General features: G+C 72.1%; 4 protein-coding genes. 1 reads left to right on the top strand and 3 read right to left on the bottom strand.

Going from position 1 to position 25606, the window contains the following annotated elements; genetic code table 11:
• Positions 1-26 precede the first annotated feature (26 nt).
• Positions 27-2771: a hypothetical protein gene (locus ACIO9K_RS28285; protein ID WP_400334216.1), complete on the bottom strand. Its 2745-nt coding sequence runs from the start codon at positions 2769-2771 to the stop codon at positions 27-29.
• Positions 2768-6694 (bottom strand): type VII secretion protein EccCa, encoded by a 3927-nt coding sequence (gene eccCa / locus ACIO9K_RS28280; protein ID WP_400334338.1) that lies wholly within the window; start codon positions 6692-6694, stop codon positions 2768-2770. Before eccCa ends, ACIO9K_RS28285 begins: the two co-directional genes overlap by 4 nt.
• A gap of 201 nt (positions 6695-6895) precedes the next feature.
• On the opposite strand from eccCa, the gene eccD reads away from it, so the two are divergent.
• Positions 6896-8278, top strand: a complete 1383-nt coding sequence (gene eccD, locus ACIO9K_RS28275; RefSeq protein WP_363617437.1) for a type VII secretion integral membrane protein EccD — start codon at positions 6896-6898, stop codon at positions 8276-8278.
• Positions 8279-8312: 34 nt separating this feature from the next.
• Here eccD and ACIO9K_RS28270 read toward each other — a convergent pair whose 3' ends face one another.
• Complete coding sequence (locus ACIO9K_RS28270) at positions 8313-25598, bottom strand: hypothetical protein (RefSeq protein WP_400334213.1); 17286 nt, start codon at positions 25596-25598, stop codon at positions 8313-8315.
• Between the last annotated feature and the right edge of the window lie 8 nt (positions 25599-25606).

Here is a 25606-nt window from a genome sequence, read left to right as displayed (position 1 = left end):
GACGGCCGCCCGGCCCCCACAGGACGTCACCGTCCGGTCGCGCCGCCGAGGTCCAGGAGGTAGCGGGCCGGGTCGGCGGGGCGGATCCGGTCGGCGGGAGCGACGGCGTCGCGCCGGGCCAGCCAACTGCGCAGGCGGTCGGGGCGCGGGCGGACGCCACCGATCTCGTGGAGCAGCACGCGGGCCGGACGCCCGGTCGTCTCGTCCGGCAGGTCGACGTCCACCACCTCGAACTCCGTCCCCGGGGCGAAGATCACGGTCGGCTGATCGCCCGGCTCGCCGAAGACCGAGCTGCGGCGGCCACCGACGGACCAGATGGCGAACTCCACCCCGACGTCCTCGCCGAAGTCCGCGCCCGGCGCCGCCAGGCCGCTGACCGGGGCCCGCTCGGTGACCACGGTTCCCGGGGTGTAGGCGGCCAGGTCGGCCGACTCGACCGGGCCCGCCACCAGCACGCCTCCGTAGTGGCTGGGCAGCCGCCGGAGCCCGGCCGCGAGGCAGCGCAGGTAGGGGCCGAACGGGCCCGGGGCGCCCGACCGCGCCGCGGCGCGAAGCTCGGCGCGTTCGGCGAGGACGGTCGAGTCGGTGTGGTGGAGCAGCACGGCGACCAGTTCGGGCCGCGGATCGCCCTCGTCGGCCCGGGCTCGCAGGCCGGGCAGGCGGGTCGCGACGTCCTCGGCCCGCCGGACGAAGCGCTGGTAGGCGGGCCCGAGGAGGGTGACCAGGGCCGCGCGGTCCTCGGCGGGGGTGGAGAGCTCGACCAGGTCCGACAAGGGGGCGGTCGACTGCGCCTGAGCTTGCTCGGGGACCTGCTCGGGGGCAGGCCCCGGGGCCTGCACTGGCGTGGAGCCGGCCGCGGGCTCGGGCGTCGAGTGTGCCCCGGCCTGGCCCGCCGTGGTTCCCGGCGGCTCCGTGGACTCGGCGGTCTCGGCGGCCTCCGTGGACACGGCCACGGGCACGGGCTCAGGGTCGAGTGCCGGGGCAGGGGCCGGCACCTCCTCCGCTGCGGGGGTGCTCTCCTCCGAAGCTGCTGCCGGCGCGGGCCCGGGGCCGGCTTCCCCGTCGGGCGGCGTCCGGTCTCCTCCCCCGGGTGCGGCACTCGCCCCCGGCTCCACGGCCGGGCCGGGGCCGGCGTCCGGGGCCACCGTCGTGCCGGTGTCGCCCACCACGGCCGCAGTCGGCCCGGGGGCGGGCTCGGGGGTGGGAGGGGAAGCGGGGCGTTCCCCGGGCTCTCCTCCGAAGACCCCCATCGTGGCCATGGGGACCGGTACGGCCACCGGATCCGTCTCGATCCCGCGCTCCGTCCCAATCCCGGCTTCGGACTCTGTCCTGGTCTCGGTCTCCGTCCCGGTCCCAGCCTCCGTCTCGATCTCGAACACCGGACCGGTCGCGGCCACCGGCTCCGGCGCCCCGGGCTCGGTCGACACCGGTAGCGGCGCCGGGTCCGCCTCCGCCGACGCTCCGAGCTCCACCGACGCGGGCTCAGGTACAGCTACGGGCCCGGCCGCAAGCGCGGGCGCCGCCTCCGGGCCGGGCGCCGCCACGACAGCCGAAGCAGCGGCGGGTCCGACCCAGTCGAGCCCGTACAGCCGGGCGCAGAAACGCCCGACCGCCCCGGACTCGACGTCCAGCGTCCCCTCGACGGCGAGGGCGAGGCGCGCGGGCGTCGGCGGGAGCGAGCCGAGGACGGCCCCGAGGTGGTCCCAGAGTGTCTCGGGGACGGGGCGTCCCGGGGACCCGACGACCAGGGCGGGGCCGGCCGGGTCGGGCTTCCGAAGGCGGGGGCCGCGGTCCGCGGTGGCGGCCGGGCGGAGCCAGAGTCCGGCCGCGACGGCTTCCAGTTCCCAGCCGGGGAAGGCCGGGTAGCGCGCGGGCCCGGGGGCGGCGGGCAGGTCGGGCCGGCTGCGCCAGCCGACGGCCGTGACGGTGCGGTCGGTCGGGCAGGCGACCAGTTCGGTGAGGTAGGGCTCCCACCCTTCGGTGCCGTCCGCGGCAAGGTGGACGTGGCGCAGCCCGGCCGCGCCCCGTACCGGCAGGCCGACGGCCGCCCGGACCTCCCGCCCCAGCGAGGCCGCCGCGACCGCCGCGAGTTCGATGAGCTCGACCGGCGCGGCCCACGGCGCGCTCAGGGTGAGGCGCGCGTCCTCCGCGACCGTCCCGAGCAGCAGCGCGGCGGCGTTGGCGAGTTGGGCCCCGGTGGGCAGCCGCCCGGCCGGTTCGCCGAGGACGAGCAGCAGTCCGCCGTCGGTCGCGGCCGCGTGGTCCAGCGCGGCGGGCCGCGCCCGGCCCGCGATTTCGGTGACCCAGTACGCATCGCGCGTCAGCGGGGTGATGGCGGCCGCGGCGGGCCACCGCGCGCCGAGCGGTTCGGCCCGGAGCTGGGCGCCGCCCGGCGGGCAGCGCCACCAGGAGCCGTCCGGGGCCGACAGCGTTCCGTCCGGCTCGATGCTGACCATCGCGTCGGGCGCCACGATCGTCAGCCCGGAGCGGGCGGCGAGCAGTTCGGCGGGCCGCCGCCCGTCCGGCCCGATCGCGGCGAGTCCCGAGGCGGCGAGCACCAGCACGTCGGCGCCGCGCTCACCCGCCGCCCGTACGAGGTCGTCGAGCGAGGCGAGCAGGACGGGCGCGGCGTCCGCGGCGGCGGCCAGCAGCAGCAGCGCGCCGGGTTCGGCCCCGACGGGCGCGAGGGCTTCGGCCAGTCCGGCGGCCTCCGCGCCGGGCGGCGCGATGACGTAGTGCGGGCCGAGCGCCCGCAGCGTGGAGGCGGTCACCGGCCGGCCTCCGGTTCGTCCGCCACGTGCCCGGTCTGCACCTGGACGGTGCGCCGCCGGGTGATGTAGAGGCCGCGCCCGGCAGGGAACTGCCGGGGCTTGACGTTGCCGAACAGGTACCCCTCCGAGGGCGGACAGGAGAGCAGCAGGGAGGGCGAGTTGACCTCCTGGAGCTTGCGCATCAGCGGGTCGCCGAGGGCTCGCCCGACACCGTTGGCGCCGCGCGCGACGACCAGGTGCAGGCCGATCTCGGCGCCCTGGGAGAGGTCTTCGAGCAGGGCCGCGAACGGGTGGGCGCCGCTGGTGGAGCCGACGAGGTCGTAGTCGTCGACGAGGATGAACAGTTCGGGCCCGGTCCACCAGTCGCGCAGCCTGAGCCGGGCGGGGGTGATGTCCGCGGGCGGGATGCGGTTCTTCATGGCGCGCGAGGCGCCGTCGACGATCTGGCGGAGCTTGTCGACGGCCACCGCGTAGCCGAGCTGGTACTCCTGGGGCACCGCGTCGAACAGGCCGCGCCGGTAGTCGACCAGCATGATCCGCGCCTCGGCGGGGGTGTAGGCCGAGGTGATGGCGTTGATCATGAGCCGCAGCAGGTTGGTCTTGCCGGATTCGCTGTCGCCGACGACCAGCAGGTGCGGGTTCTCCTCGAAGTCGTGCCACAGCGGCGAGACCTCGGTGTCCTCCAGGCCGATCGGGACGCGCAGCCGGCCCTCGGGGGCGGGGAGCCCGGCGGCGTCGAGGGTGAGCGGGAGCATCCGGACCTCGGGGGCCCGTGGGCCGGTCCAGTGGGCGGCGACCGCGTCGACCAGGTCGGCGACACCGTCGCCGAGGTCGTCGGTGTTGCCGGAGCCGTCGATCCGGGGCAGGGCGGTGAGGAAGTGCAGTTGCTCGTCGGTGAGGCCGCGACCGGGCAGCTTGGGGACCTTGGCGGCCGCGCGCATGTTGATGACGGAGTCGACGGAGTCGCCGAGCCGCAGTTCGAAGCGGGTCTGGAGCTGGTCGCGCAGGCCGCCGCTGATCTCGCCCCAACGGGTGGTGGCGACGACCAGGTGGACGCCGTAGTTGAGGCCGCGCTGGGAGATCAGGGTGAGCGGCTGGAGGAGGTCGCCGAACTCCTGGCGCAGGGTGTTCCAGCCGTCGATGACGAGGAAGACGTCGCCGTGCGGGTCGTCGGGCAGTTCCCCGGCGGCCTTGCGGCGGCGGAAGGACACGATGGAGTCGATGCCGAGTTCGGCGAAGTACTGCTCGCGGCGGGTGATGATGCCGTTGACCTCGGCGACGGTGCGCAGCACCCGTTCGCCGTCGTGCCGGCCGGTGACGCCGCCGAGGTGCGGCAGCCCGCGCAGGGCGGAGAGCGTGCCGCCGCCGAAGTCCAGGCAGTAGAACTGGACTTCGCGCGGGGTGTGGGTGAGGGCGAGGCCGGTGATCAGGGTGCGCAGCATGGTGCTCTTGCCGCTCTGCGGGGCGCCGGCGATGCCGACGTGCCCGCCGGCGCCGGCCAGATCGGCGGTGAGCAGGTCGCGCAGCTGCTGGAAGGGGCGGTCGACGATGCCGACCGGCAGGCCGAGCGAGCCGTGGGAGCGCTCGTCCTCGGTGGTGAGGCCGCGTTCGGGGTGCGGGACGAGCGGCGGCAGCAGCTCGTCGAGGGTGGGCGGGACGTCCAGGGGCGGCAGCCAGACCCGGTGGGCGGGCGGTCCGGCGTCGCGCAGCCGGCCGGCGGCGACCTCCAGCAGCGAACCGTCGGACGCCTGCTCCTCCTCGGGCTCGGCCGCGGCCACCGGGAGGTGACGCGGCAGCACGTAGTCGGTGCCGTAGGAGACGACCTGCCCGGCAAGGGCGGCCTGCTGGGAGGACCGGCGCTTGGGCCGGTACGGCCCGGAGACGTAGGCGGCCTTGAACCGGGTGAGGGTGGAGATGTCGCTGCGCAGGAAGCCGTTGCCGGGCTGGGAGGGCAGCTGGTAGGCGTCGGGGACGCCGAGGACGCCGCGGCTCTCCATCGCGGAGAAGGTGCGCAGGCCGATCCGGTAGGACAGGTGGGACTCCAGCGCGCTCATCCGACCCTCGTCGAGGCGCTGGGAGGCGAGCAGCAGGTGGACGCCGAGCGAGCGGCCGAGCCGGCCGATCATCACGAAGAGTTCCATGAAGTCCCGGTGCGCGGAAAGCAGTTCGCTGAACTCGTCGACGACGACGAAGAGCGTGGGCATCGGGCGCAGCGCGGCGCCGCCGGCGCGCGCCGTCTCGTAGTCCAGCAGCGAGGCGTAGCCGGCCTCGCGCAGCAGCTCCTGGCGGCGGATGAGTTCGCCGTGCAGGGCGTCGCGCATGCGGTCGACCAGCGCGGCCTCGTCGGCCAGGTTGGTGATCACGGCGGATGTGTGCGGCAGGCCGTCCAGGCCGAGGAAGGTCGCGCCGCCCTTGAAGTCGACCAGGACGAAGTTGAGCACCTCGGAGGAGTGGGTGACGGCGAGCGCCATCACCAGGGTGCGCAGCAGTTCGGACTTGCCGGAGCCGGTGGCGCCGATCAGCATGCCGTGCGGGCCCATGCCGCCCTGCGCGGACTCCTTCAGGTCGAGGTCGACCGGGCGGCCGTCCGGACCGAGTCCGAGCGGGACGCGCAGCCGCTGCGCGATGCCGCGCTGGCCCCAGAGCCCCTCGACGTCCAGGGTGTTCAGGTCGGGGATGCCGAGCAGGGCGGTCAGGTCGAAGTCCGTGGCGAGCGGCTCGGCGACGTCCACGCCGTCGGCGATGCGGTAGCGGGCGAGCAGCGCGGCCAGGCGGGTCGCGGCGGGCACGGCGAGCGCGTCGGGGCGGCCGAGGTCGGTGACGACGTCCTTGCGGTTGCGGTCGGCGCCGATCATGGCGAGCCGTCCGTCGTCGATCCGCAGCCGCAGGGTGGTGCGGGCGGCGCGCCACTCCAGGCTGTCGGACAGGTCGATCAGAACGGCGTTGCGGTAGCCGGTGAGCGCGGCGCGGCTGCCGGTGTGGGCGCCGGGGCCGTCGAGCACCAGGACGGTGAAGGGCTCGTCCCGGTTGGGCACGGCGTCCGGTTCGAAGCCCGGGCGGCTGGTGAACTCCTCGCCCAGCAGCTGCTCGACCTCGCCGAGGCTGCCGGCGACCAGCCGGACCGGGCCGGCGCCGTCGGTGTCGGTCGGGTGCAGGGCGTGCGGCAGCCACTTGGCCCAGTCCCAGGAGGTACGCCGCTCGGCGTCGGTGACGACGGCGATGCGCAGTTCGTCCGGGCCGTGCACGACGGCGAGCTGGGCGAGCACGGCCCGCACCAGGGCGCGGGCGGCCTCCGGGTCCTCGGCCCGCAGCAGCAGTTGGGCGAAGCCGCGCAGGTGGATCGCCATCGGCTGGTCGGCGACGGTGCCGTAGGCGTGGATGAAGCGGCGCAGCGCGTGCGCGCACAGCGGCTCCAGGTCCTCGACCGGCTTGGTGGCCAGCGGGGCGAGCGGGGTGGCCAGGCGCTGGGCGCCGACCGCGATCCGGACGTCGCTGAAGTCCGGGTGGGCGGCCCGCCGCTCCCACAGCCGGGTGGTGCCCACCAGTGACCACAGCTCGTCCGGGGCCGGGTGCCGCCAGGCGAGCGCCTGCCGTTGGGCGTCGACCGAACGCCGCACCTGGCGGCGCACCTGGGAGAGGTAGCGCAGGTAGTCGCGGCGCTCGCCGCGCAACTGCTGCTTGCGGTCGCTGGAGCCGCGGATCAGCTGGGTGACCAGCATGCCGACGGCGGACAGCGCCATCATCCCCATCGCGAGGTAGCTGAGCGCTCCACCGCCGCCCTCGCCGCCGCCCGGGTGCAGGAACATGAAGACCATCGACAGCGAGCCGAGCGCCATCGGGGCCATGCTGATCACGCTCGCCATGCCGCTCTGCTTCTCCGGCAGACCCGGCGGCTCCTGCAACTGGATCTCGCCGTCCGGCATCTCGGGCCCCGGGCGCCGGGGCGTCCGGGTGACCAGCACAACGCTCACTCAGGGCTCCTCACTGTGACGGGCTCCTCACTGCGACAGCCGTCCCTCTGGCTCACGGACGGCGTGGCACCCGGGGTTCAACCGCGGTTGAACGCGGCGCGCCGAGCCGCCCGTTCAACCGAGCGGAGAACACCACCGAGCCGGAGGACTGGCGTGAGCAGCAGTGTCGTCGCAGGACTGTGCCGATTGAGGTTCCACGCGCCGGAGGTGGTCTTCGAGCTGGCCGTCCCGGCCGACGTACCGCTCGGCGACCTGCTTCCCGCCATCCTCGGCCACGCGGGCCCGGACCTCGCCGAGACCGGGCTGGAGCACGGCGGCTGGGTGCTGCAACGGCTCGGCGAGGACCCGCTCGACGAGGAGCAGAGCACCGAGGCGCTGAAGCTGCACGACGGCGACGCGGTCCACCTGCGCCCGCGCCACCAGGCCCTGCCGCCGGTCCACTTCGACGACCTGGTCGACGGCGTGGCCTCCGGCATGAACGAGCGCGGCGACACCTGGCGCCCCGCCCTCACCCGCCGCCTCGCTCTCGCCGTCACCCTCACGGCCCTCGCCGCCGCCTGGGTGCTGCTCGCCCTGCCCGGCCCCGCCGGCCCGCGCCAGGCCGCCGCGGCGGCCGTCGCGGCCCTGCTGCTGCTCGGCGCCGCCAGCGCCTCCCGCGCCATGGCCGACGCCGGCGCGGGCGCCGCGCTCGGCGCCGCCGCCGTCCCGTACCTGGGCCTCGCCGCCCTGCTGCTGCCCAGCGGCCCGGGCGGGGACGACCTGCTCGGCGCCCGGGTGCTGGCGGCCGCCTCCGCCGGGGCCGGCGCGGCGGTGCTGGCCCTGGCGGCGGTGGGCGGGGCTGCCCCGCTCTTCCTCGGGGTGGTGCTGGTCGCGGTGCTCGGGGTGCTGGCGGGGGTGCTGGTGCTGGCGGGGCTGACGCTCGGCAAGCTGGTCGCCGTGGTCGCGGTGGTGGCCGTCCTGATCGGCGCCTTCGTGCCGTCGTTCGCCTTCCGGCTCTCCGGGCTGCGACTGCCGATGCTCCCGCGCAACGCCGAGGAACTGCAGGAGAACATCGAGCCCGTCCCGGCCGCCGCCGTGCTGCCGCGCGCCCTGATCGCCGATGACTACCTGATGGCCCTCTACACGGCGATCGGCGCCGTCTGCGCGGCCTGCCTGACCGTCCTCGCCTTCACCGACGGCTGGGCGGGCCCGGCCGAGGCCGCGGCACTCAGCCTGCTGCTCCTGCTGCACGGCCGGGCCGTCGGCAGCATCCGCCAGCGGCTGAGCATCCTGCTGCCCGGGGTCTACGGCGGCCTGGTGCTGGTCTCCCGGGCCGCGGAATCGGCCTCGCCCACCGAGCGGCTCGGCCTGCTGGGCGGCCTGCTGGCGGTGGCCGTCGCCCTGCTGGTCGTCGCCTGGACGGTCCCCGGCCGGCGTCTGCTCCCCTACTGGGGCCGGATCGCCGACATCCTGCACACCCTCAGCGCCCTCTCCCTGCTCCCGCTCGCCCTCCAGGCCTGCGGCGTCTACCACACCCTGCGGGGCCTCGGCGGCTGAGCCGCCAAGGCCCCCGGGGCGGGCCCCGGCCGGATCATCCGGCCGGGGCCTCGCCGTCTTCGTCCGACGGGGCCTTGTACTGCTCACGGCAGATCTGGTAGATCCTCTTCAGCTGGTCCTCGGTCAATTTCCCGACCATTTCCTTGACTTCCGGGGTCCAGAAACCCTTCCGCATTTGTTTGATGGTCTTCTCGTCCACCCCGGGGTTGGCCTGCCTCGTCAAGTACTCGGCGAGAGCCTCCTCCAGCCCCTCCCTGATCGCCTTGAAAGCGGCGTTGCTGACCTTCTTGTCGATGGTTCCGGTGTAGTCCTCCGCCAGGACCTTCCAGTGGTTGTCGGCTATCCAGGTGACTCCGAGCGCCTTGAGTCCGTTGGCGCCGAACTCCGGCACGGCAGTCGCGCAGACCTTGGCGGCCGCCGACTCGATCTCGTGCGCCATGTCCTCCGCCAGAGCCAGCTGCCCCTCCACCTGCTCCCACGCGTCAGGAGCGAGGCGCTCCTTGAATTCGTTGAATTCACGCAGGTAGGGCAGGGTCTGCTTCGCCAGTTCGAAGCCGGTCATCTCCTTGACGGCCTTCATCTGCTCCAGGCCCACGCGCACGGGATCCGCCAGGTGCGGGTGGGACTCGTGCCCGACTTCCATGGGCCTCTCGTGACGGCCCAGATAGAATTCGATCGCACTTCGAATCACCTTCGGATCGCCCCCCAGGAACTTTCCGGGGAACGCGCCTTCGAGCATCCGGTCATTCGCCCTCGCCTCGGTGATGAATGCCCGGCCGTAGTTCCGCCCCATGGCTTCCTCGAACTTCAGTCCGCGCGTCCATCCCTTGGACTGCTTGAGGTTCGGCAGCCCGTCGCCCTCGTTGCGGTGCGGGCTGATGTCGATCGAGACGATCTTGATTCCGGCGAAGGAGAGCTCGTCCATCACGCCGCTGCGCATGCCGACCGCTCCGACCACCTCGTACGTGTCGGAGAGGTACTTGAGGAGCGCGAGCTCCTTACGGCGGTTCCCGACCGACGGCCAGTTCCAGTACTCCCGCAGGGCCGGCCCCTCCCAGACGGCGGGCTCCTCGCCCATCGGAACGATCGTGTGACCGTCCCCGAGCGCCGCCTTGGCCTGCTCGATGATCTGCACCACGCCCTCCGTACCGGTGTCGAGGGCCGGTGCGTTGGCGCCGGCCCGGCCGCTGTGACCGCTGCCCCGGTACACCACGAGCACGTACTTCTTCCCCTCCTCGAAGCCCCCGAAGTCCGGATTCGCCAGGTCCCGCCGGAAGGCCTCGCCCTCTTCCGGGGTGTAGTGCCCGTAGCCACGGGCGAACTCCGTCACCCGGGCGTCCTGGAACGTCACCTCGCCCGTCGGATCCTGATAGTTCGCGGTGCGCTTCTCGACCATGCCCACGGCCCGTGTCAGCGCCTGCACCTGCTCCTTGGTCTCCGCGTTCCTCGTCGCGGACGGCACGGCACTGTTGACCAGTTTCAGATGGTCGGCGACGAGCGGCCGCTTGAGGTAGGCGGCGAGATCCTCCGACGCGTCGGTCTCGTTGCGACCGAACTTGCTCGGCAGTTGCGTCTCGGTCGTGTACACCACCGTGCGCCCCGACCGGATCAGGTCGTCATGCAGATTGATGATCTGTTCGACCTGGCCCTTGGTGGCTTCGGTGACGTTCCAGATCACCAGGCCGCGGTCCGGATAGGCGACCAGGGCGGCGCGCATGTGGTACATGTCGCCGGAGTTCTCCGCCCTGATGGTGTAAGTCGTCTTCGGAAGCAGCTTCAGACCGTCCGCCGATACGTGGTCACCGGACGCCGTCACCCACAGGTGGGTGTCGGGCGTGATCGACGGGGGAACGACCGCGCTGGCGGACTGTTCCACGCTCTCCTGTGCTTCCTTGAGCTCCCAGCGCAGGCCGCCTCCCTCCTCCTCGGTGTTCCCGCGGACGGTCCACACCTCGGCGAAGCCGCCCGGTCGGGTGACGGCCACCGTGGCCACGGTGGCGGAATCACGCAGCCGCAGCTCCAGCGCGGTGCGGGCCGCTTCTCCGGTGCCGTAGTCGTACGCCAGCCGTTCCAGCCTCCTCGACCCGGGTGCGCCGCCGCCGTCCGTCGGGCCGTACACCTCCCCCTCGATCCGGTTCCGCTTCGGCGGTTGGAGCAGCTCCAAGGCGCGGGTGCGCTGAACCGACCACTCGGCCGGGGGCCTCGGCGCGGCCGGGGTCTCCGCCACCGGCAGGGGCACCGTCACGTGGAAGGTCATCAGGACCGAGTAGACGGAATCGCCGTCGCTGCTCGAAGATCCGGCGGCGGTCTGGTCCTCATCGCCCGCATGCCCGGCGACGGCCTGGTCCTCATCGCCCGCATGCCCGGCGACGACCTGATCCTCATCGCCCAGATGTCCGACGCCGACCTGACCCACGTCGCCCAGGACGACCGGCACCGGCTGGTCCGGGTCGATGGGGTCGTGCTCGGTGGCCTGGGGGACGGGCTCCTCGTCCGGGCGCAGGAGTTCCTGGCCGTGTGCGGTGGACTGGACGGTGCCGTGCTCGGTGACCGCCAGGTGGTACCAGTCGCCGGCCCCCTCGACTCTCGGGAGGCCGTTCCCCGTGTAGCCGACGCGCGCGGCGACGACCATGCGGGGCTGGTCCCCGCCGGTGAGGTGGACCAGGCCCCCGGCGGCGAAGGCCTCGGGGCGGCCGAGGCGCTCCAGCGCCGGGCTGAGGGGCAGGTTGTTGGCCTCGGCGAAGGCCCGGCGGGCCGCGAGCGCCTCGTGGAGGGCGAGCAGGGTCCTGTCGGCGTAGGAGGCCTGGCGCTCGGCGCTTCCCTCGGGGCCGGGCGGGCGGTAACCGGAGTTGCAGGAGAGGAAGCGCAGCGGCTCGCCCTGCCACTGGCCGCCTTCGGCCAGCCGCAGCAGCACGCCCGCCATCTCCTCCGGGCTCAGCTCCCTGCCGAGCCAGGTCGGCGCTCCGTCGTGCTGGAGGGTGTGGTAAGCGAGGGTGAAGTACCGGGAATCCGCCGGGAGGTGGCTCAACGCCTCCAGGACGGCCTGCGCGGCGGGGGTGCCCCGCTCGTTCAGGTCGGCGAGGTAGTGCACCCCGTTGGCGGGGCCGGGCAGGGGCGTGGCGAGCGTCTCGGCGACGGCGTCGGAGGTGGAGCCGCGGCTGATCGTCTGCCCCTCGGGGTGCAGGACCGAGTACAGCACCCGGTGGTTGCTCACCGACTGGACGACGGTGGTCTCGCTGATCGGGATCTCCATCTCGATCGGGACGAGGCCCTTCACGGTCTCGGTCCGGTCGCCGTCCCGGAAGGTCAGCTGGACCTCGGCCTGGCCGACGTAGCGGGCGGCCGGGGTGGGGATCTTGGCGTTGGCCACGGTCTTCCCGGAGGAGCCCGCGGAGGGCCCCTCACGCCACCGGTGGCCGCCCCCGCCGACGACGCCGACGGTGAACTCGGCGGCGCCCTTGGTGCCGAACTTGGCGCCGAGCTGGCCCTGGGCGTTCCACCGCCGCCAGTCGAGGCGGGTGTGCCGCCCGCCGCTGGTGACGTCGTTGGCCGGGCTGAAGGCGGCCGCCTGGTTGTCGCTGTGGTACTCCAGCTGGACGATCGAGATGGTGGCGCTGATGCCGGCGTCGTCGACGAACAGGCGCTTGCCGGCCGACGGGGTCTCGATGGTCCGGCCGTCCTGCACCACCGCGTCGCGGCGCGGGGCGTTCGGGTGCTCCTCCGACGGCGCCAGGATCTCCCGGCCCCGGACGACCGACCCGAACAGGGCGGACAACTGCGCGTGGCTGTGGGTGTTCCGGGCGACGGACTCCAGCCAGGACCACGTCCCCTCGCGGAAGAAGCGCTCACCGAACACGGTCAGCAGGTCCCGCACGCCGGAGGTGTCGTCGAGCCAGCGCACGATGCCGGTGTCGTGCAACCCGTTGGTGAACACCGATGCCGGCGGCCGCCGGACGACCTGCGTCGCGGACGGCACGGCCGGGGGGATCGGGGGCAACTGCCGGTTCGGATCGTCCGGGCGCGGCGGCCGGACGGGCTCGCCCCGGCCGGACTCCAGCAGCACGTCGGCGTGGATCCGCGTCTCCACGACCGTCCGCCGGTACAGGCCGACGCGGGCGAGGCGGTCCCCGGTCCTGACCAGCTCCCGGTTGAGGGCCTGGAACTTGGACGGAGCGGCGCTGCCGCCGGCCTCCTGCCGCTCCCTGTCCTGCCGCCGGAACATCTGCTCCCGTGCCTCGCGGCTGGGGCGGATCTTGTGCGGGGAGGCCAGGCTCACCGCCGGCTTGCGCTCGAACTCGACCTTCAGCACCACGTCCGCGCGGTAGGACCGGCCGTCCGTCACCTTGCTCTTGACGGCCGTCCCGCTGGCGGTGCTGGCGCTGCCGTGCTCAAGCCGGTCGACGCCCCACGCCCCGGTGACGCTGCCGCCGCCGACGAACGCCGCCCCCGTGGGCAGGACGTCGGTGGTGGCGAGCAGGCTACCGGTGATCGCGGTGCCCTGGCCGCCGCCGGTGTTGGTCCCGCCGTCGGAGCTGGTGAGCGAGGTCTGGGCGCCGTGGCCGATGTTGAACTCGACCACCGGTGCCGAACCGGTCGGGGTCAGTTCCCGTACCTCGGCGGTGATCCACGCCCGGCTGCGGCCGTGCTTCACCACGATGGGGTGACCGGCCATCACCGACTTGAGGTCGGTGTGCAGCCGGTCGAAGTCCAGCTCGGCGAGCAGCTTCCGCTGCATGCCGGGCCAGTCCTTGCCCAGGAAGCCCGCAGCCCTGCGGCCCAGGTCCTGGACGACCTCGTGGACCGTCCCCTCCCGGGCCGTCCCGTCCGGGCCCAGCCTCCGGTAGACGGCGGTGACGACGTCGGAGGAGCCGAGCCGGTGGCTCGGGAGCTGCCGCACGGGCGCGGCCGGATCGACGGTGCGGTGCGGCGCGGCCACCACGGCCGGCACCGGAACGGTCAGGTCGTCAAGCCTCGCCGACCGCTTCGACGGCTCGAAGGAGACGGTGAACTCGGCGGTGGAGTCGGACAGTCGGGCCGACTCCGTGGCCTTGGCCCGACTGTTGGTGCCGCCGGTGCGGTCGATCGAGAGCCCCTTGACGAAGTCCCGGGTGTGCGAGGCCTCCCCGGCGAGGTCGACGTGCGGGACGGAACCCCCGAGCTTGAGCCGGAACCGGAACCGGGTGCGCAGGTCGGAGGTGGTGCCGGTGGTGGTGCGCTGCTGGCTGCCGACCTCGAACTCGAAGCCGGTGACCAGCGTCTCCCTCGGCCGGGGGTTGATCAGCTCGGCCGCGACCACGACCGTTCCCTTCCACCCGTCGAGGTCGACCGGGATCCGGATCCGCTCGCCCCGGCTCAGCCGGGACAGCGCGGCCTTGAGGCCGTACGGGTCGACCGCCCTGGCGAGCCGCGCCAGGACGCGCTCGGGCACCGGGTGGCCGGACTGCCGTTCGAGCGTCTCCCTGATCTGCCTCAGCACGGCGGTGTCGCCCCTGCCGAGGCTCAGCACCACGTCGGACTGGCCGAGCCGGGTGACCGTCCGCTGCGTGGCCACCTGCTCCGCGACCTCCTGGTGCGGGGCCGAGGGAGCCGTGAAGCCGTTCCGGTCGTGCTCGCCGACCTGGCGCAGCGCCGTGTGCACCTGCTCCAGGCTCAGTTCGGCGGAGAGCGGGACCGACCCGCGGTGCTCCCCGTTGACCGTCACGTCCAGGGTGATCTCCGTCCGGAACAGCTCCTGCGCACTGCCGTACTTGCCGTTCGCGTAGCTCTTGCTGGACTCCCCGCCGCGCCACCCGTCGCGGACCCGCGACTCCACGGAGGCCGTGACGTTGCCCTGCATGCTGTCCTTGAAGGGCTTGCCCGCGGAGTCCAGCACCTCCCGGGTGTGCACCGGGCCCTTGCCGCCGCCCTGGCCCTGCACGGTCTTCGTGTCGGAGCGCAGGTGACGCGACGAGTCGAAGGTGCTGCTCTCGCGGATCGGGTTGAGCTCGGCGTTGCTCTGGGGCCGCACGTGGTCGATCCGGGTGACCCGGGCCGTGACGGAGACGTGCATCTTCTCCAACGGGCCGAGGGTGACCTCGGGACCGCGCAGTTCGGATCCGCGCGACATCCCGACCAGGTGGGCGCTGACGGCGGCGTGCGAGTAGGCCTGCAGGACGTCCTCGCGCACCGCCGACCAGCCCTGCTCGCCGCCGAACACCTCCCGGCCGATCCGGTCGAGTGCGGCGTGCAGCGGGGCGACGCTGCGCAGGTCCCGGACGGTGGTGGTGTCGGGCAGCCCCTGCCAGAACTCGTCCCGGGGGGCCAGCACTTCGTCTCCCACCGCGTGGGCGTGCTCGGGGGGTGTGAGCTGCTGGGCGGCGGTGAACACGGGCGGCTGCGTGCCGGGCACGACCTCCTCGACCGGGGTGACGAGGATCGCCTCGGCCTGGTCGATCACCGTCCGGAAACCCAGAGCGACGTGGGCGTCCTGGTCTGCGGGCTGGGACAGCCTGCTGCGCCAGCCGAAGGTGACGACCAGGTCGGCCGTCCCCTCGAAGAGCACCGCCGGGTTCTTGACCTTGGTGCCGAGCCCCAGATCGTCGCCCGAGCCGTGGAGTTCGACGTCGTCCCGGCCGGCCCGGCCGCCCACCCCGCCCCCGGCACCGCCGTTCTTGGCGGCCCAGTTGCCGACCGAGGACGGCAGCGTCTGCCAGTCCTTGCTGCCGGTCTTCTGCTCGACGTGCGAGCGGGTCGTCGCGGTCGCGATGTTGAGCTCGGTGGTCGGCAGAACGTGGACCTGCTGCATCCGGGAGACGGTCCCGCCGCCGATGGTGAGCACCGCGGCGGGCCCGGTCAGGCTGTCGTCCACGATGGTCAGCTTCTGACCGGACATCACTCCCTTCAGCTCCTGGTGCAGGGTGCCGAGGTCGAGTTCCTCCAGCAGCCTGCGCTTGAGGGCGGGCCAGCGGCCCTCGAAGTACCGCTCGGCCTGGCCCTCGAAACCCGCCACGAACCTGGCCAGGGCCGCCGCTCCGTTGGCTACGGGCGTGACGGGCTGGTTCACCGCGGCGAGCTCGATGTTGCCCTCGGCGTCCGGCACGGGCGCCGGCGGGCGGTCGACCGGCCAGACGTCGGTCACGATGTGCGAGCCGGCCAGCCGCAGGTTCTCGGCGGTCTCCCGCGGCACCGTGTAGTGGGCCTGGGGCACCTGCGGCGCGTTCGCGGTCTCCCGCACCGGCACGGCGACCCGCCCGGTGAAACCGAGGTCGATCGGCTGCGGCACCTTCCACGGCCCCGGTGCGCCCTGGAGGCGGGCGTCCAGGAACTCCACCCGCACGTTGAACGGAGTGTCGAACAGCGCCGCCGGCTCGACGGTCTTACCCCGGGCCAGTGTCCTGCTGGCCTCGGCGGTGGCACTGCCGTGCAGCCAGCCGTGCTGATAGCCGAGCGTCTCGGTGAGATCCCCCGAGCTGCCGAACTTCGCCTTGAACTGCACACCGAGGTTGGCCTGCGTCAACCCGTCGGAGGTGACGCCGATCATGCTCTGCTGCTCCGAGCCGTACTCGAACTCGAAGCCGGACACCGTCTCGACGTACGTGCCCTCCCCCGCGCCACCCGTGATTCGGACCGTGCCGGACCACTGGCCCGCCTGGAAGTCCACCTCCCGGACATCGCCCCGGGACAGCGCGGACACCGTCGGCCGCAGCACCTCGCCGCCGAACAGGCTGTTCGCCAGCGTCCGCGCGGCATCCCGGTCCCCGTGCAGCGCCTCGGCGAACCGGTCGGTGAGCTGGTTCAGAATCCGCACGTCGTCGTGGTTCAGAGCGACCAGGACGTCGTACGCGGCCAACCCGCGCTCGCCGACGCGGGCCGGCGGTAGCGGGGCGGGCGGCGGCGGAGGCTGCACCTCTTGCTGCTGTTGTTGCTCCAGTTGCTGTTGCTGTTGCTGTTGCTGTTGCTCCTGCTGCTGCGAACTCTGCGTTACCTCATGGGAGTTCGCCACCGCCAGCGACTCGTCGGTGATCCCCTCGGTGGTCTCCTCGGTGTGCGAGGAGGTCTGCTGGAGCGCAGCCCCCTCATCGTCCGTGGTCAGCGGCAGGTCGCTCTCTTCGGCGACCACCGATTCCTGCGTGGTGGACTCGTCGTGGGAGACGGTGTGGTCGACGGCCTGCTCTACCGACTCGGTCTCGGAGACGACGTGGGAGGTGTCCTGCGACACGACCGCCGTCTCCTCGGGCACGACGATGTGCTGTTCCTCGCCCCTTCCGTCCATGAATTCCCGGAAGCCCTGGAACATCTCCTCTACGCGCTGCTCCTCGGACCTCCCGTCCATGAACTCTCGGAAGCCCTGGAACAACTCCTCTTCACGGTGTTCCTCGGCCCTCGCCTCCATGAACTCCTGGAAGACCTGGTACATCTCCTCCTCGGCCCGGGCCCGGCTGACCTGGTTCGAGGGCCGCGCCTGGACGGACTGCGGATCGGGCCCGTAGAGCTGCTCCAACAACGGCAGCAGCTCCGGCTCGTTCTCACGGACCCAGTCGGAACCGTTGTTGCGGGGCTTCCCGGTCTGTGGATCGTTCCCGTGGTTCGTCCCGAGATACGTATTGCTCAACTGAGCGAAGAACTCATGCACATCCGCCGACGAATAGTTGCCGACCAACTCACCCGCAGCATTGCGCCGCGATCCATCGGGCCAGACCGTCACGGACTCCTCACCGAACAGATCAGCCAGACCGTCCGCGAGACGCTTACCCCGGTACGCCTCCTCGACCAGCGCCCTCTGCTCACGACTCAGCCCGAACTCCATTACCGCGTGCGCGAGTTCATGAGTCACCGAGGAATACCCCTCAGGCTGCGTGGCATGCGGACCGACCGTCGTCCGCTCACCGAGCAGGTTCTCCTCAGTGATCGCCACCAGAAGCTCGTCGTTCGCCCCCCGCAACTGGTCGACGCTGCGCCCGTTGCCCGCCTCACCATCGGCCAGGACACCGCGAAGCCGCTCGAAACCCGCCACCCCGGTCAACGGCACGTCACGCGGCACCACCACCACCCGCACACCCGCCGCCACCAGCCTGGCCGCAACCTCCTTGTCCTGCAACATCCGCGCGACCTGCAACTCGGCCTCACGCCGCGAAGCAACCGGCTGATGCACACGGGAGTCCACGTCGATCACCAACCGCGCCGCCGCCTGCGCAAAGTCCTCCGCCGACAACTCCGACCGCAGACTCTCCACGAACACCGTGTCCGCCGCGAGCTCCCGCCGGGCCTCCGGACCGAGGTGCTCCAACGCCTGCACCCGCTCATGCAACGGCCCCGGCACCGGCATCCCGCCACCATGCTCCACCGCCAGCGGATTCACCACCACCGACTCCTCCGACACCCCCGACGGCGCCTGCCGAAGCTTCTTCCCCGACTGATCCTCCGGCTCCGAGTCACTGTTGTGCTCAAGCTGCCGCTTCTGCCCCCCATCGCCTTCCTGGGTACTGCCGGCAGCCTGCGCCCCTTCCGGGGCCTCGACCGGAGCCAGCGGGGAGTAGTGACTATCGGAGAGGAACAGGGACACATCCCTGGTGCCCTCGGGGGCACCGGGTACCGGCGCCAAGGAATGCCAGTTGACCCCGTCGAAGATGTGCAGCCGCACCCCCAGGGCCGAGGCGACGATCGACGGGATCAGATCACCGTTCGACCCGGCCCACCACCCCCTCGTCTTGACCATCCAGCCGAGATCATCGGGCTTCGCCCCGTGCGTCTGCGCGAACGCGGTAACCAGCTCCATGTTGTGGCCGATCCACCTGGAGACGCGGTTGCGCAGCATCGCCGCGTTCTGAGGGCTGACGGCCGTGTCCATAACGTGGTTGACGGAGTGGTAGAGACAGTCCCCGTCGCGGGGCACCTCGTGGATCTGGTAGCCCATCTCGTACAGGTACGCGCCGTCGTGGAGGCTACGGTGGTACGACTGCAGTTCGGGCAACAGGGGCAGCCCCTCCTCGGCCATCCTCCGGTACACCTGCCACGGGGGGTTGTCGGCGTACCGCGGCCCGTCGGCGAAGACCTCGTCGAACTTGCCCAGGTAATCCTCCACCGCCCGTCCGCCGCCCGAGGCCGTCACGACCTCCTGGCGCAGCTTGCCGTACCGGTTCCGCAGGTGCTGGACGCGGTTGGCGGCGAACTGCCCGGCGTCGAGCGGCCGGTCACCCGAAAGCCCCAGCTGCTCCCGGATCTTGGCCACAGCGTCGTACCCGAAGCCGCGTTCCTGGCCGTAGACGTCGACGGGCTTGCGCCACCGGAGGATGTCGCCCCTCAGGTGGAAACCGTGGTTGGGCTTGGCCTGCGGCTGGTTGCCCTTGCCGCCCCCACCCGACTGCTTCTTCTCCTTGCCCTTACCGCCCGCCCCCGACTGCTTGGAGGCGCCGTGCTTCTCGTCGTACGGGATGGTGTACCGGCCGGACGCGGTGGGCGGGGTGGGGATCACCACACGCTCGTAGCCCGGCGCCATGCCTCCGGCCTTGGTCTTGCCTGCGTCCTGCTCGTGCCACTTCTCCATCCGCTCCCGTCCGCTGGAGCCCTTCTCCTCCAGGTACGTGACCTTGTGGCCGAGCAGCGCGGCGGCTTCCAGGTTTCCGGAACGGGTCCCCAGGTGGTTCATGTCGTAGTGGCGGTCCAGGAAGTCGTACAGCCTCAACTGCCCGGTCCTGAGGTTCTCCGTCCAGACCGAGGGGTCCGATCCACCGTCCTTCCAGAAGCCGGTGACGTGGTGGATGGTGTCGATCCCGAGCTCCGCGCGCATCTCCGCGACCAACTCGTTCCACTTGTTCTGCCGAGAAGGATGGGGGTCACCGGTGATGAGCACCATGCCCTGCTCACGGGCGACCTCCCGCAGGATCTGCCGCACGCCCTGGAAGCTCGTGTCGTGCTCCATCCGGCCACCCAGGTCGGCCCACTGCGTGGCCTTGCCGGTGAAACGGGACCAGAGCACCAAGACCTTCGAACCCCGGGCAGGCAGCGTGATCCCACGGCCCGTCAGCCAGTCGGCGATCCGCTGATCGTGCGCAGGAGTCATCTTCCAGGCGTCGCGGACGGTCTGGCGCAGTTCGTCCGAGAACACCTTGGCGACCTTGTCAGTACCGAACGTGACGCTCTTGACCGCCGCCTCCTGGTCCTGCTCGGAAAGCACCTCCCAGTCCTCGGCCACGATGCGGCGGGCCTCCGCGTCCATCACCTCGTAGAGGCGGCCCGTCTCCATGGTCGGTACGTCCACGGTGTGGATACGGTCGTCGGAGATCCCGATGGAACGGTAGAAGGCCTCGATCTCCTGGGACTTGTCCTTGGGATTGACGGCATGACCCTCCGCCGTCCGCGGCCCCCGCGCGATCAGAACATGCAGATTCGGGTCGTTCAGCAGCGCGACCGAGATCCCGAACTGGTCACCGGACGAATAGCCCGGCTGCTTGATGAGCCGCTTGTGCTCCGCCGGCAGGTTGTCCTCATGGATGTTCGCCCTCGGCGCGACGTCGAGCGGGCCACCCTCGTGCGAACCGATCCCGAGCGGAGCCGACACCGGGTCCACCCAGACATGCTCACGGTCATGCACCGCCGCCAACGACCAGGCCTCATCCCAGGTCCGGCCATGCGTAGCAGCCGGGTCCAGGTGCCCCACCACCGACGAGATCAGCTGCAAGTGCCGCTCACGCAGACCACCCTGCCGCAACCCCTCCGGCGCCGGGGCCCGGTGGTCACCCAGCAGACTGCCCTCGACCGCCGGACGGTGCGGCAGACCCGAAGCCCGGTACTCGTCCCGCAGACCGATCTGGTGGCCCAACTCGTGCGCGTAGTCGATCGGATCGGCGTCCAGCCACCAGGACCTCTGATCCATCTCCCGGCCCCGCGAAACCAGGTCCACCGTCAGATGCGCCCGCTCACCCGGCCTGGCCGGCAACACCGTGACATGCATCCGGTCACCATTGGCCAACCGGTAACCGGGCGCGTTGAGATACTCCTCCACACCCCGAACGACCTTGTCCCACACCAGAGCCGTGTTGTGACCCCGACCACCCTCGACGAAATCGATCCGCACCGTCAGATCCGTCACCGGACCCTCATGATCGAACCGACGCGCCTCGAACGACGACTGCACCACGAAACGCGGCGTCCGATCCACCACCATCCGCGGCGCCGACACCGGCGACTCCACGGACTCATGCACGACCACCGTCTCGTCGGAGGTGTGGACGACCGCCTCGCCGTCGGGCCGGGGCCGCAGCGTGAGGTCGGACGGGGCATCGGTGTGCGACGGTGCGGGCTGCTCCTCGGGCCGGGTGGTGGCGCCGGTCAGCGCCGTCTCGATGGACTCGGGGAGGTCGTCCTGCCGAGGGCGTTCGTGCGAATCCGTCTCGTGCGAATCCGTCTCGCGCAAATCCGTGTGGTGGCCCGCCCCCTCCGGGGTTTCGGTCCGGGGGGTGGTCCGGATCAGCGCGAGCTGCTCCTCGGCGGCCGCGGCCTCCTCCTCCCGGCGGCGGGCGAAGGCGTCCTCGTGGCCGCGTTGGTGGGCGCGCCAGCCGGCCGCGTCCAGGTGGGCGAGCTTCCACAGTTCGCGGTACCGCGCGAAGAACTCGTCGCCGTACTCGCGCTTGAGGAAGGCGATCACGTCGTCGGTGAGGACGTGCGGCGCCGCCCGGTCCTCGAAGCCCGCCGCGGCGTCGCGCAGGGCGGGCGCGGCCTCGGCCTCGAAGGCGGCGTGCTCGACCAGCTCCTCGGTGAGCTCCCGGTGCCGTGCGTCCCACTCCTCCTGGCGGACCTTCAGGTCCTCGGGCTTGCCGAACACCTGGTCGAAGGCGGAGGTGATCCGGTCCCGGTGGCCCTCCTTCAGGCGGCCGATGCCGTGCCCGGTGAGGCCGCCGTGCTCCTGGGCGGCCTTCTCGGCGGCCTCCTCGGCGGCGCGGCGGGCCCCGAGGCGGGCGGCCTGGTGGGTGAGCCGGTCGTGCACGGCACCGGTGCCGGTGAGCTCGTCGAGTTCCCGGCCGAGCGCCTCGGTGTCCTTGGTGCCTCGGTTGAGGTGGTCGGCGACCAGCCGGTCGGCGGCCTTGGCCAGTTCGCGGGTGACGGTGCCACGGGCCTGCTGGACGTCGTGCTCGGTGACACCGAAGGCGGCGGCCCGGTCCTTGCGTTCGGCGCCGGCGTCCGTGTTCCAGGATTCGGTCGCCTTCTCCGCCTCCGTGGCGGCGCGCCGGATCACCGCCTCGCGGACCGCCTGGACAGCGAACTCGTGCGGCAGGCCCTGGGCGCGGCCGGCCAGCGCCAGGCCGAAGAGGTCCACGGCCTGGGTGCGCTCGCGGCGCGGTCCGGCGGCCGTGTCGACGGGGCCGGCGACCTCCTCGAAGTCGGTGCCGAGGCGGTCCCGCAGCTGTTCCCTGATCAGGGTCACGCTGTCGGGTGACAGCTCGGGGCGCTCCGTCACCCCGGCGGCGGCCAGCAGCTCCCGGTCGGCCGGGGAGAGGCGGTCGTACCAGTCGGCGGTGGCCCGCTCGACCAGGTGCTCCGCCTGGGCGAGCGCGGTCTCGTGGTCGGCGCGGAAGTCGAGTTCACCGCGCAGGTGCTCGGTGAGCCGGTTCAGGGCGTGCTGGGCCTGCGCGTTGCCCACCCCGGTGAGGTCCTCCGGGCGGGCGTAGATCCGGGCCACCTCGGCCTCGGCCCGGGCGCTGAAGCCGCCCCGCGCCTCGCTGCGGATCAGGTCCCGGATCACCGCCGGGAGGTCGGCGTGCGAAACGGTGGCGGTGCCGTCGCCGAGGGCGCTCGGCGGGGCGCTCCACTCGGTCACCGTCCGGTCGAAGCGCTCCATCGCCACCCGGACGGCCGCCTCGCGGACCGCGGCGAGGTGGGTGATGCCGTCCAGGCCCGCGAGGATCTGCTCGCGGTCCTGCGGCCGGGCCGTCAGCTCCTGGTACATCAGGTCCTTGGCGCGCTTCCACACCGCCGTGGGCAGGCCCGGCGGCGCGTCGTCGGGGAAGCGAACGGGCCCGTCCGTGAAGGCCTCGCGGAGCAGTTCCTCGGCCTGCGCGTCATGGACGTGGCCGCTGCCGTCCGGGTCCTGGCGGAGCTTGTCGGCCGCCTCGGCGAGCTTGGCGTCGTAGGCGTCCTGGAGGTCCCGCTGGGCCTGGCGCCACTGCTCCCCGCGCCGGCCGTCCTCGTCGGCGCGGACGTGTTCGGGCGCGTCGGTGTAGTGGTAGGCCGGTGGCGGTTCCTGGCCTGGCGCCGATCGTTCGTGCTCCTGCGCGGATTTCGCCGCGTCGCCGAAGACCGAGGCCTCCGCCATGTCCGTGTGCTTGGAGCCCGACGTGTAGTGCTCCGGCAGCGGCGAGGGGTACGAGCGCACCAGCGGCTCGCCGGCCTCGATGCGCGCCTTCCCCTCCTCGGAGGCGGGGTTGACGTATTCGTACCAGTTCCCGCCGCTCTCGACGACCGGCCGGCCGTCCGCGCCGAAGCCGACCTTCGCGGCGACCACGACGTGGCCCGTACCGGGGCCCTCCTTCATCGCGGTCGGGGAGTCGAACCCCGGCACCACCCAGACCGGGCCGTCGGCCGCCACCGCCTTGACGTCGGCGAGCTTCGGGTCCGCCCAGATGTGCTCCATCACCTCCTGGACGTAACGGGCGTTGAGCGGCCCGTTCAGGTCGCAGGCGACGAACTCGATCGTGCGCCGGTCCCCGCCGAGGTGCCCGGTCTGGGCGAGCCCGCGCACGATGGAGGCCAGCTTCTCCACCGACAGCTCGCGGCCGTTGTGCATCGGCATCCCGTGCTCGTTGGTGTGGATCACCAGGGCGAAGCGGGACGGGTCGAGGGGCAGGCGCTCCAGGGCCTTCAACGTCTCCTGGGACGGCCTGTCACCGAGCACCCAGCCGGGCTGCCGCTCCGGGCCGGCGGACGGCAGGTGGTGGCCGTGGTCCTTCGGGGCGCTGGACTCGTCGACCTCCAGGTACTGCAGTTCCTCGTTGTGGGCGTGGGTGTTCTGGTTCTCGTGGGTGTTCTGGTTCTCGTGGGCGCTCTGGTTCTCGTGGGTGTTCTGCTGCTCGTGGGTGTTCTGCTGTTCGGGGGTCTTCTGGTTCTCGTGGGAGTTCTGACTCCCCCGGGGGTTCTGCTGCTCGGGGGTCTTCGGGTTCTCCCGGGTGTTCTCGTTCCCCCGGGGGTTCTCGTTGTCGCGGGTGTTCTCGTTCCCCCGGGGGTTCTGCTGCTCCCGGGGGTTCGGCTGCTCGTGCCCGCCGGTCACCGGGACGTGGGCGGGGGCGGGGGCAGGGACGTTGGATTCGGACGTCGTGGCGGGCGCGGGCACCGTCTCGTGCGCCGGAGGTTGCTGCGTCGACTTCTGCCCCTGCTCGTGCGAGCCGCCGCCGGACGTAGGCACCTTGGCCGGCGGCTCGGGCTTGTTCGACGTCTCCCCGGGGGCCTTGGCCTCCGTCTTGACCGGAGCGTCCTTGGTCTGCCGCTCCCCCGTCGTGGACGACTGCGACCTGGAGCCCTCGGAGCTGGTGTGGAAGTCCTTCGGCTGGGTGGCGTGCTCGAAGTTCCCCTCCGCCGCCAGCCGGGCCTCGCGGGCCTTCGGCCCCTCCGGCCGGGGGATCAGCAGCGAGGTCGGGTGCCCCATCAGGGTGGACGCGATGGCCAGCAGGGTGCGCGGGTGACCCAGGCCGTAGTACTTGCCGTCGCTGGTCATCGAGGACTCCGCGTCCCACGCGCGGATCTTGTCCTGGAACCGCAGTCGCGCCGGGCCGGTGAGGGTGTGCCCGGCGTGGCCGATCGCACCCATGGCGACGCCCGCGAAGAAGGTCTCGGCGGTGACCGAGAACGAGCCGTCGCCGAAGATCGAGTTGTAGGTGCCCTCGGTCAGGATGTTCTGGACGCCGCCCTTGAGGTAGCCGCCGATGCCCTCGCCGAACTTGTAGAGCATCTGCAGTGCGGTCTGCGGCCGCAGACCGTCCATCAGGTGGAGCGTCCGGTCCGCGAGGTCCTTGACGGCCTGGTGCTCGCCGCCCTTGCCTGCGTCCTTGACCGCCGCGTCCAGGAGCTTGCGGACGGTCCCGAGGTCCACGGCGTAGCGGGCGCCGCTGCCGGCGATCGTCTCGGCGACCTTCCGCCCGGCCTCGTTCGCCAGGTCCTTGGAGATGCCCAGGCTCCCGAGCTGCTCCTCGAAGGACTTGCCCATCTCCTGGGTGAACTTCTCGACGTTGGACAGCTTCTTCTCGGCGGCCTTGACCGCGTCCTCCGCCGCGTCCTTGGCCCCGGCCTTCGCCGCGCCCTCCGCCGCATCCTTGGCCCCGGCCTTCGCCCCGGCCTTCGCCGCACCCTCCGCCGCATCCTTGGCCCCGGCCTTCGCCCCGGCCTTCGCCGCACCCTCCGCCGCGCCCTTGGCCGTGGTCTTCGTCGCCCCCTCGACCGCGTCCTTGGCCGTGGTCTTGGCCGCGCCCTTGAGGCCGTCCTTCACCCCGGTCTTGCCGAGGCCCGCCAGCCCGCCCTCGCCGGTCTTCTTGAGGGTGTTGAGCCCCGCATTCTCCAGCGAGCGGCCCGCGCCCTTGGCGAGGTCGGCCGCGGTCTTCAGCTCGGCGCCGGCCAGGTTCTTGAGGTTGTTCTGCAACTCCTTGCCGATGCCGCCGCCGAACACCTTCCCGAAGAGCTTGCCGAAGCCGAAGGTGAGCAGTTCCAGCGGGCCGGTGAGCAGGCCGTTGATCGCGCCGAACTCGATCGCCTGGAGGAAGGAGTCCTTCTCCCAGTGGTCCTTGTGGCCCTGGCCGATCTGGATGCCCTGGATGATCCCGTCCATGATCATGGAGGTGGTGATGTTCAGGAACTCGTGCAGGGCGATCTGCTTGAACAGCCAGATGAAGACCTGCTTGACCAGTTCCCTGGTCGCCACCTCGGCGGCGAAGATGGTGGCGAGCGAAGCCCCGAAGGTGAGCGGGATGTTGGCGATGGCCCAGGCGATCTGCGCGGCCAGCTGGACCAGCTGGGCGATGATCATCCACTTGGCGTACTCGACCTGGTTGGCGGTCTTGTGGGCGTAGTCGCCGAGTTCCTTCGCCGAGTCCCCGGAGGCCGTCACGTAGTCGGTGCCGCCGTCGGCGCCGATCAGCTGCCCCATCTGCTGGACGAACCGGTCGGCCGCCTCGCCCTCGAACTCATCCTTGACGTAGTTCACCAACTCCAGCAGGTAGGAGCGGAGTTCGGGGACCTTCTTGTAGATCTCCAGGTAGTCGTCACCGGCCGTGCGCAGCCGGTCCTCGTTGGCCTCGGGCCACTTCATGCCGGTCACGAACCCGAACAGCTTGGCCAGGGCCGGGGGAAGCATGATCGACACGGGGGCGT

Source organism: Kitasatospora sp. NPDC087271 (assembly GCF_044744605.1).
In the GTDB taxonomy this organism is placed as follows: domain Bacteria; phylum Actinomycetota; class Actinomycetes; order Streptomycetales; family Streptomycetaceae; genus Kitasatospora.
Note: the sequence above shows the minus strand (reverse complement) of the source record. Positions and strands in the feature narration are given on the sequence as shown.

Excerpts from the sequence above, each read along its gene's own strand:
- eccCa (WP_400334338.1), bottom strand. The coding sequence starts at position 6,694 with ATGCCGGACGGCGAGATCCAGTTGCAGGAGCCGCCGGGTCTGCCGGAG.